The organism is Spirillospora sp. NPDC049652, from assembly GCF_040675125.1.
In the GTDB taxonomy this organism is placed as follows: Bacteria; Actinomycetota; Actinomycetes; order Streptosporangiales; family Streptosporangiaceae; genus Spirillospora.
Genome location: NZ_JBFAOF010000216.1, coordinates 1 through 9,277 on the forward strand (window position 1 = coordinate 1; position 9,277 = coordinate 9,277).

8 protein-coding genes are annotated in these 9,277 nt (G+C 73.9%); 2 read left to right on the top strand and 6 right to left on the bottom strand.

Annotated features, from left to right (window positions below; all coding sequences use genetic code 11):
• Positions 1-172: 172 nt before the first annotated feature.
• Complete coding sequence (locus AB0J52_RS16435) at positions 173-1,330, bottom strand: sensor histidine kinase (protein WP_500182420.1); 1,158 nt, start codon at positions 1,328-1,330, stop codon at positions 173-175.
• A gap of 83 nt (positions 1,331-1,413) precedes the next feature.
• Complete coding sequence (gene abc-f, locus AB0J52_RS16440; protein WP_500182421.1) at positions 1,414-3,048, bottom strand: ribosomal protection-like ABC-F family protein; 1,635 nt, start codon at positions 3,046-3,048, stop codon at positions 1,414-1,416.
• 398 nt (positions 3,049-3,446) lie between these two features.
• Here abc-f and AB0J52_RS16445 point away from each other — a divergent pair, with 398 nt between their 5' ends.
• Positions 3,447-3,893, top strand: a complete 447-nt coding sequence (locus AB0J52_RS16445; protein WP_500182422.1) for a VOC family protein — start codon at positions 3,447-3,449, stop codon at positions 3,891-3,893.
• 109 nt (positions 3,894-4,002) lie between these two features.
• Here AB0J52_RS16445 and AB0J52_RS16450 read toward each other — a convergent pair whose 3' ends face one another.
• The 4 genes from AB0J52_RS16450 to AB0J52_RS16465 all read right to left on the bottom strand — a co-directional run bounded on the left by AB0J52_RS16450 (position 4,003) and on the right by AB0J52_RS16465 (position 8,486).
• Positions 4,003-5,439 (bottom strand): purine-cytosine permease family protein, encoded by a 1,437-nt coding sequence (locus AB0J52_RS16450; protein ID WP_500182423.1) that lies wholly within the window; start codon positions 5,437-5,439, stop codon positions 4,003-4,005.
• Positions 5,440-5,513: 74 nt separating this feature from the next.
• Entirely contained in the window at positions 5,514-6,545 is a 1,032-nt protein-coding gene (locus AB0J52_RS16455; protein WP_500182424.1) for a pyridoxal phosphate-dependent aminotransferase, read from the bottom strand.
• Positions 6,546-6,725: 180 nt separating this feature from the next.
• Positions 6,726-7,448: an IclR family transcriptional regulator gene (locus tag AB0J52_RS16460; protein ID WP_500182425.1), complete on the bottom strand. Its 723-nt coding sequence runs from the start codon at positions 7,446-7,448 to the stop codon at positions 6,726-6,728.
• Positions 7,449-7,541: 93 nt separating this feature from the next.
• Positions 7,542-8,486, bottom strand: coding sequence for a TIGR01777 family oxidoreductase (locus AB0J52_RS16465; protein ID WP_500182426.1), 945 nt, complete (start codon positions 8,484-8,486; stop codon positions 7,542-7,544).
• Positions 8,487-8,738: 252 nt separating this feature from the next.
• Here AB0J52_RS16465 and AB0J52_RS16470 point away from each other — a divergent pair.
• Positions 8,739-9,277, top strand: a 539-nt coding sequence (locus AB0J52_RS16470) for an FtsX-like permease family protein (RefSeq protein WP_500182427.1), incomplete at its 3' end; no start/stop codon positions are given.

A 9,277-nucleotide genomic window follows, 5' to 3' on the forward strand; every position in this document is an offset into this window, starting at 1 on the left:
CCCGTCCCGCAGGCGGGAGCGGGCCGGTGACCGTGCGCGTCCTGATCGCCGACGACCAGGCGATGATCCGCGGCGGCCTCGGCGACCACCTCGATGCCGGGTTCGTCCTCCAGGATGAGCCGCAGCCCGCCGCGGATCATCGCCTGGTCGTCGGCGATCAGGACGCGCACGGTCACCGGCCCGCTCCCGCCTGCGGGACGGGCAGGACGGCGCGGACGGCCCAGCCGCCGCCGTCGCCCGGACCGGCGTCGAGCGTCCCGCCGAGGGACTCGACGCGCTCGCGCATGCCGAGCAGCCCGAACCCGCCCCGGCCGCCCGGCCGCGCCGGCGGCGCGTCGTCCACGACCTCCACGGTGACGCGGCCGCCGTCCCGCCGCACGCTCACCGCGACCGAACCGGCCAGCGGCGCGTGCCGCGCGACGTTCGTCAGCGACTCCTGGACGACCCGGTAGACGGTGCCGGTCACCTCGGGCGGCCAGTCCGCGGGCGGCCAGGCGGTGTCGCCGTCCGGCAGGTGCAGGCGGACGGTCGGCCCGGTCCTGCCGAAGCGGTGCACGAGTTCGGTCAGGTGCTCGGACCCGGCCGAGCCGGACGCGGTGAAGCCGTCGCCTGCGGCGTCGCCGGTGTCGCGCAGCAGGGTGACGGCGCGGCGCATAGCGGCCAGGGCGTCCGCTCCCGCCGTCTCGATGCCGGTGAGCGTGCGCGGGATGTCCTCGGGACGCCGCCGCGCGACGACCTGCGCCGCCTGGGCCTGGATCAGCATGCTCGCGATGTGGTGGGCGACGTCGTCGTGCATCTCGCGGGCGAGCTCCAGGCGTTCCTCCCGCCGCACGCGCTCCACGGCGGCCCGCGCCCGGACGTCCGCGAGCCGCAGCGCGAGGCCGACCGCGACGGCGGCGCACCAGGTCAGGACGCTGATGTTGGCCACCGAGGCTCCGCCGGACGACGTCCGGGCCGCGATCTCGCCGCCCGCCGCGACGGCCAGCCCGCCGCCCGCCACGGCCGCGGCGGTCGCGGCGGGCAGCGTCCGGAGCGCGGAGCCGACCAGGACGGCCAGGCCGAGCGCCACGGCGGGGCTCGGCTCGGCGGGCAGGTGGGCCTCCCGCGCGACGAACGTCGCGGCGCCCGCGACCGCGACCGCGAGCGCGGCGGCCCCGACAGGCCACCGGTGGTGCAGCAGGGCGAGGACGCACACGGCCGTCGCCGCGACCGCTCCGAACGGCCAGTACGCCGCGCCCCAGCTCGTCCCGATGGCGACGGCCTGGAAGATGACGGCCGCCGCGAACAGCGCGGCGGCAACGGGCCGGGTCCAGCGGGACGAGATGACCATGGTGCCCAGGTTGGGAGACGGGCGCCCTGGAGGCAATCGGCCGAAAGGACCGTTCCGGGCGCCCGCCTTCTCGTGCGGCCCGGTCAGGGCGCGAGGTCCTCGACGGAGGTCAGGCGGCCTCCGGCCAGCGTGAGCCGCCGGTTCACCTTGATCCGTTCGAGGAAGCGCTCGTCGTGGCTGATCACGATGAACGCGCCCTCATAGGCGTTGAGCGCGTTCTCCAACTGGCCGACGCTCACCAGGTCGAGGTTGTTGGTCGGCTCGTCCAGCAGCAGCAGGTGCGGCGCGGGCTCGGCGTACAGCACGCACGCGAGCGTCGCGCGGAGGCGCTCGCCGCCCGACAGCACCCGCACCGGCAGGTGGACGCGCTGCCCCCGGAACAGGAACCGCGCGAGGACGTTGAGTCGCTGCGCGTCCGGCAGCGACGGCGCGGCGGCCGCGAAGTTCTCCGCGATCGTCCGGTCGTCGTCGAGCAGGTCCAGGCGCTGGGACAGGTAGGCGACGCGGCCGTCCGCGCGCCGGACGGACCCGGAGTCGGGTTCCAGCTCGCCGTTGACCAGCCGCAGCAGCGTCGACTTGCCGACGCCGTTCGCGCCGGACAGCGCGATGCGCTCCGGCCCGCGGATCGTCAGGTCCGCGCCGTCGCCCGCGAAGATGTCGGTGTCGCCGAGGCGCTTGCGCAGGTGCTCGCCGACGAACAACGTGCGTCCGGCCGGGACGTGCGTCTCGGGCAGCTCCAGCGCGATGCCCTGCTCGGACCGGACGGCCCGCGCCGCCTCGTCCGCGCGCTCCCTGGCGTCGCTCACCCGGGACGCGTGCATCGTCTGGGCGCTGCCCGCCGCCTTCTCGGCGCTGCGCTTCATGTTCCCCGCGAACAGCTTCGGCAGCCCGGCGTCCTTGAGGTTCTTCGAGGCGTTGCTCGCGCGGCGGTCGGCGCGTTCGCGGGCCTGCTGCATCTCGCGCTTCTCGCGCTTGAGCTCCTGCTCGGCGTTGCGCAGGTTCCGCTCGGCCGCCTCCCGCTCGGTGGCGACCGCCTCCTCGTAGGCGGTGTAGTTGCCGCCGTAGAAGCGGACCTCGCCGCCGGTCAGCTCGGCGATGCGGTCCATGCGGTCGAGCAGCTCGCGGTCGTGGCTGACGACCAGGACGCAGCCGCGCCAGCCTTCCAGCAGGTCGTAGAGCTTGCGGCGGGCCGCGACGTCCAGGTTGTTGGTCGGCTCGTCCAGCAGCAGCACGTCGGGACGCTTCAGCAGCAGCGCGGCGAGGCCGAGCGAGACGATCTGGCCGCCGCTGAGCCGGCCGAGCGGGTCGCGCAGCGAGACGTCGCCGAGGCCGAGCCGCTCCAGCTCGGCGCGGGCGCGGTCCTCGACGTCCCAGTCGTCGCCGATGACGGCGAAGTGGCGCTCGTCGGCGTCACCGGACTCGATGGCGTCCAGCGCGGCGATCACGTCGGCGATCCCGAGGACGTCCGCGACCGACCGCCCGGCGGTGAGCGGGAGGTCCTGCGGCAGGTAGCCGAGGACGCCCTCGACCGTGACGGACCCGGCGGACGGGGTGAGGCCGCCGCCGATCAGCCGCAGCAGCGTGCTCTTGCCCGCGCCGTTGGGCGCGACCAGGCCGACGCGCTCGGTCTCGACGCTGAAGGTGAGGTTCCGGAAGACCGGGACGTCGTCCGGCCAGGTGAAGGACAGGCCGGAGACGACGATGGGAGAAACGGACATGCGTGGGTCCTTGGCGGAAGCCCGTGCGGCGGCGTGCCGGAGCCGTGCTGCGGCGACGCGCTCAGGGCACGGGGAAAGGTGAACAGGGGACGACGCATAGCCGGGCGCGGATCGGAGAACCGATCAGAACGCGTCCGGACGCCCGGGCCTCTCAGCCGGAGATGTCGTCGTCACTCACCATGTCGGGAACTCCCTCACGAAGACTGGCCGCATGCCGCGCGATCACCACGCGGCGGGCCCTACCGATACTAACCGACGCTTACGACGCACCATTCCCGCCCGTCACACGGTGACGCGGCGCGGCAGGACCGGCGGTTCGGACTCCGATGTGAGGGTTGCCATCAGATGGGCAGATTGAGGCCGCTCCGCCTGATCCGCCTGCTGAGAGAAGAGCGCCCATGGACATGAAGCTGGAAGTCGTCGTCGTGCCGGTGTCGGACGTGGACCGCGCCAAGCGCTTCTACACCCGGGACGCCGGGTTCCGGCTCGACGCCGACCTCCCCGTGGACGACGGCTACCGGGTCGTCCAGGTGACCCCGCCCGGCTCGGAGTGCTCGATCATCTTCGGCACGGGCCTCACGCCCGCCGCGCCGGGCACCTTCCAGGGACTGCACCTGGCCGTCGCCGACATCGAGCAAGCGATCAAGGAACTGGAGGAGCGGGGCGTGCAGGTCAGCGGGCCGTTCCAGGACGCCAGCGGGGTCTTCCACCAAGCGGGCACCGAACGGCGCGTCCCCGGCGTCCATCCGGACCGCGCCAGCTACGGGACGTTCGCCTCCTTCGAGGACCCGGACGGCAACGCCTGGTTCCTCCAGGAGATCACCCAGCGCGCCCCCGGCCGCTGACCCGTCCCCGGCGACGACCCGCGGGGACGGGCCGTCCGGAGGCAGAACGGCGCGAGGCCGCCGTCCCGTCCCTGGGCGACGGGACGGCGGCCTCGCCGGAAAGCACGCGTCAGGCGGTCGGCGCCGGGTCCGGGGACTCGGCGGGAATGAGTTCGGCCGGAGCGCGGGAGTGCCGCTTGGCCAGCGGGTAGTAGAGGGCCGCGGTGAGGGCCAGGCCGATGATCCAGGAGATGTCGGCTCCGTCGAGCATCTTGGTGACCGGGCCCGTGTAGAGGGTCTGGCTGAGGAACGGGATCTGGGCGGCGACGCCGACGACGTAGCAGCCCAGCGCGACCGCGTTCCAGCGGCCGTAGCGGCCCTTCGGGTCGTACAGCGCGGGGATGTCGATGCGCTCCTTGGAGACCAGGTAGTAGTCGACCAGGTTGATGGCGCTCCACGGGGTGAACACCATCAGCAGCATGAGGACGAAGTTCTTGAAGTTGCTGAGGAAGTCCTCGCTGGCCAGCAGCGCGACCAGCATCGAGAGGACCAGGAAGCCCGTGATGTACAGGGTGCGCGCGAGCTGCGTCACCCGCCGTTCGCTGGTGAACGCGGAGACCGTCGTCAGGATCGACATGAAGCCGCCGTACGCGTTGAGCGTGTTGATGGTCAGCTTGCCCACGATGATGACCAGGTAGATGAGCAGCGCGACCGCGCCGCCGCCGAGGTGGCCCATGAAGCCGACCTGGTTGGCCAGGAAGCCGCCGCCCTTCTGGGCGGGCAGCGCCGCGAGCAGGACGCCGAAGGACATCGCCCACTGCGAGCCGATCACGCTGCCCCACAGGGTGCAGTGGAAGGTGGTGCGCGGCGAGGTGGTGCGCGGCAGGTAGCGGGAGTAGTCCGCGACGTACGGTCCGAACGTGAGCTGCCAGCCCGCGCCCAGCGAGATCGCCAGCAGGAACGTCGGCCCGTCGAACGCCTTGGCGCCGAACAGCCCGCCGAGGTCGTGGTCGCTCACGACGCGGATCATCAGGTAGGTGAACCCGACGATGCCGAGGACGGTCGCGACGCGTCCGAGCGCGTGGATGTACCGGTAGCCGAGCACGGCGACGACGGCGGTGAGCAGCCCGAACACGATGATGCCGACGGGCCGCGCGTCGGTGTGCGCGATCTGGTTGACCGCCTGCCCGGCGAGCACCGTGCCGGTCGCGGCGAAGCCGAGGTACATGACGATGACCAGCACGATCGGGACGACCGCGCCGTACACGCCGAACTGCGCGCGGCTGGAGATCATCTGCGGCAGGCCGAGCCGCGGGCCCTGCGCGGAGTGCAGCGCCATGAAGACGCCGCCCAGCAGGTTGCCGACGAGCAGGCCGACGACCGCCCAGAGCGGGTCGGCGCCGAACACGACCGCGAGCGCGCCGTCCACGACGGCGGTGATCTGCATGTTCGCGCCGAACCACAGCGTGAACTGGTTGAAGGGGGTGCCGTGCCGCTCGGAGTCGGGGACGACGTCGATGGTGCGGCGCTCCACCACGGGGGTGGGCGGCCGGTCCTGTGCTGCCATGGGTGTCCGGTCCCTTCGGGGGAGGGTGGGGTGGGACGGGGCTGGGGGACGGGGGTGAGGGGGAGGACCGGGGGTCAGGCGAGGGCCTTCTCCAGCAGTTCCATGCCCCGGGCGGACGGCACGCTCATCCGGACGCTGCCCGGCACGCCGAGGCCGGTGCCCGGCCGGACCGCGACGCCGTGCGCGGCGAGCCGCTCGACCATCCGCCGCTCGTCCGGCGTCCGCACCAGCACGAAGTTGGCCTGCGACGGGATCACCTCGTATCCCGCGCGGGTGAGCAGGCCGGTCAGGGCGTCCCGCTGCTCGCGCGCGTGCTCGCGGACGGCCCGCCGGTGCCCGTGGTCGCGGAGCGCGGCGAGCGCGGCGGCCTGCGCGAGGCCGCTGACCGAGAACGGCGCGCGGATGCTCCGCAGCGTCGCGATGATCTCCGGGGCCGCGACCAGGTAGCCGACCCGCAGCCCGGCGAGGCCGTGGACCTTGGAGAACGTCCGCAGCACGGCGGCGCGGCCGTCCCGGGCGAGCGGCATCGCGGTCGTGGCGTCGGGGTCGTCGGTGAAGTCGATGTACGCCTCGTCCACGACGACCAGGCGCGCGCGGCTCGCGGCGGCGAAGCGCTCGACGCCGGTCCGGGGCAGGACGGTCCCGGTGGGGTTGTGCGGGTTGACGACGTAGGCGATGTCGGCCTCGACCCCGGCCATCGCGTCGAGGTCGTGCGTCCAGTCGCGCAGCGGGACCTTGGTGAGCCGGGCGTTGACGACCTGGCTGCTGATCTCGTCCATGCGGTAGGCGGGGTCGGCGCAGACGGCGTGCCCGCCGTGCGCGAGGTAGGCCCAGGCCAGCAGGTAGATCAGCTCGTCGGAGCCGTTGCCGACGAGGATCTGGTCGGGGTCCGCGCCGTGCAGGCGCGCCAGTTCCGCGCGCAGCTCGCCCGCCAGCGGGTCGGGGTAGTGGTGGGCGCCGGCGGCGGCCTCGGCCAGCGCCCGCGCGACGTGCGGGCTCGCGCCGAGGGGTGTCTCGTTGGAGGCGAGCGAGCCGTCCGGGCTCGGCGCGTGCGTGCCGGGGCGGTACGGCTGGATCCGGCTCAGCCACGGCCGCGGGGTGATCACTCCGTGGTCCGGGCGGCGGGGAGGAGCCTCATCGAGCGCCTCGCTTTCGTATATGCGAACGATGATCGTCTATGCGAATGCGAGGCACACTAAGGACCCACCCGAGGAGATGTCAACGGTCCGTCCCCCGCCGCCTGCGGAGACCCGGGGCGGACGGCGCGGGAGCGACGGAAACAGAGGTCAGACGGCGCGTCCGCCGAGGAGCGCGGACGTCCGCGCGGCGGCGGCGCGGACCTCCCCGGCGATCGCCTCCACGTCGGACGCGGGGCCGGGCAGGTAGCTCACGCCCACCGCGCCCCGGCAGCCCGCCGGGTCGAAGACCGGCGCGGCGACGCAGGTGATGCCGGTCGCGACGCGTCCGTCGTCGGTGGCGTGCCCGCGCGCGCGGATCTCGGCCAGCTCGGCGTCCAGGCCCTCGACCTCCTCCCGGGGACGGTCCGCGACGTGCTCGGCGCGCGCCTGCGGCTCCAGCCAGGCGAGGCACGCCTTGCCCACGGCGGTCAGATGGGACGGCAGCCGCGCCCCGACCGAGCTCGCCAGCCGGACGCCGAGGCCGGGCGGGTCCTCCTTGCACAGGTACACGGCGTCCGTGCGGTCGAGGATCGCGTAGTGCGAGGTGACGCCGAGCGCGCGGGTGAGCCGGGCCAGCTCGGGCGCGACGACCCCGGCGACCCCGACGCGGCGCAGATGCGCCGACCCGACCTCGAACGCCTTCAGCCCGATCCCGTACGCGGCGGGCTTGGACGGTGCGACGAACGACTCGGCCACCAGGTCGCGGAGGATGCCGTGGGCCGTGCTCTTCGGGATGCCGAGCCGGTCGGCGATCTCGGTGAGCGTCAACGCCTCGTCGCTGTGCGCCAGCAGGTCGAGGATCCGCATGGCGCGGACGACGGACGTGCTCAAGAGGCCTCCCGGGACGCTATTCGTATATAGGAATACCGTCCCATATCTCGCACCCCCGGCTCCGGCGTTCGCGGCGGCCCGCGGAGCCGGCCCTCACGCCCGGGAGCGGACGCGCCGGACCAGGTCCTCGGCGGCCACGGGCCACTCGGCGTGGTCGAACGTGAAGCCCGCGTCCAGCAGGCGGCCGGGCGTGACGCGGCGGCTCTTCAGGAGCAGTTCGGTGTCGGAGCGGAGCGCGAGGGCGCCCAGCTCCGCCATCCACGCGGTGGCCGGCAGGCCGACGGGCATGCCCCACGCCCGGCGCAGGTGCCGCATGAAGTCGCGGTAGGGGAGCGGGTTCGGGGACGTCAGGTTGACCGGGCCGGACAGGTCGTCGCGCTCGATCAGGAACTGGACGGCGCGCACGAAGTCCCGGTCGTGGATCCACGAGACGTACTGCCCGCCGCCCGCCACCGGGCCGCCGAGGCCGAGCCGGACCATCCCGAGCATGTGCGCGAAGACGCCGCCCTTGTCCGGGCTCATCACCATCGCGGCGCGCAGGGCGACGCGGCGGGTGTGCGGAGTGTCGGCGCGCGACTGGGCGGCCTCCCAGTTCCGCGCGATGCGGACGCTGTACTCCCAGTAGCGCGGGACGCCGGGCTCCCGGCCGCCGATCTCGCCGGTCGCCTCGTCGTTCGGCGCGTCGAAGCGGTGCGCGTAGACGGTCGCGGTGCTCGCCTGCAGCCAGAGCCGCGGCGGCGCGGCGGCCTTCGCGATGGCCTCGCCGACGGCCTCGGTGGACCGGACGCGCGAGTCCAACATGTCCTGGAGGTTGGCCGGGGTGTAGCGGCAGCTCACGCTGCGCCCGGCCAGGTTGACGACCACGTCCGCGCCGTCGATCTCGTCCGTCCAGGGGCCCGGCGTGCGGCCGTCCCAGGCGACCTCGCGCGGTCTCGAAGGTCGCCGCGTCAGCACCACCACGTCGTGTCCGGCCGCCGTCAGCGCGCGGTCGAGAATCGCTCCCACCTGCCCGGATCCCCCGGGAATGACCACCTTCATGCCCGCACCCTAGCTCTCCTTTGAACGCGTTCAAGGCCTCTGTGTCGATGATCACCAGGCCGTTCCCGGACGCCGCCGGGCGGCGCGTCCCGGCGGCGTCCCGGCGGTGGCCCGGCGGTGCCCGGCGCGGCCCCGGGGAGCGCGTCGGGGGAACCCCGAGAGCGGGTCGGGGACGGGTCGTCCGGCAGGCGGAGCCGGGTGTGCCCGAACGGTCGAAGTGGCGGCGGCCGGGCGCGGAAGATGATCAAGCGCATGAGAGGCGATCGAGTGTGCGCGGGGCCGCGGGCCCCGCTGGTCCTGCGGCTGGCCTGGCGGAACGTGCGGAACGACCGGCTGGGGTTCGCGGCGGTGTTCGCCGCCGTGCTGACGGCCGTGGTGCTCGTCGCGGGGAACGGCCTGCTGGTCGCGTCCGCCGCGTCCCGGTCCGAACTGGACGGCGTCACCGGACTGCTCATCCTGTCGGCCTTCGTGTCGGCTTTCGTCGCGGTGTTCGTCGTGGCGGGCATGCTCGGCCTGCACGCGGCCCGGCGGCGCCGCACGTGGGGGCTGCTCCGGTCGATCGGGATGACGGCGCGCCAGCTTCGCGGACTCGTCCTCGCCGAGGCCGCGACGCTGGCCCTCGCGGCGAGCGCGGCGGGCTCGGCGCTGGCCGTGCCCTACGCGGGGGTGATGGCGGCGTTCGTCCGGGAGGTCGGACTCGCGCCGACGGGTATTCCGCTGCGGCTCTCGCCGGTGCCGTTCGTCCTCGCGTTCCTCGTCGGCCCGGCGGTCACGGTGGCCGCCGCGCTCGC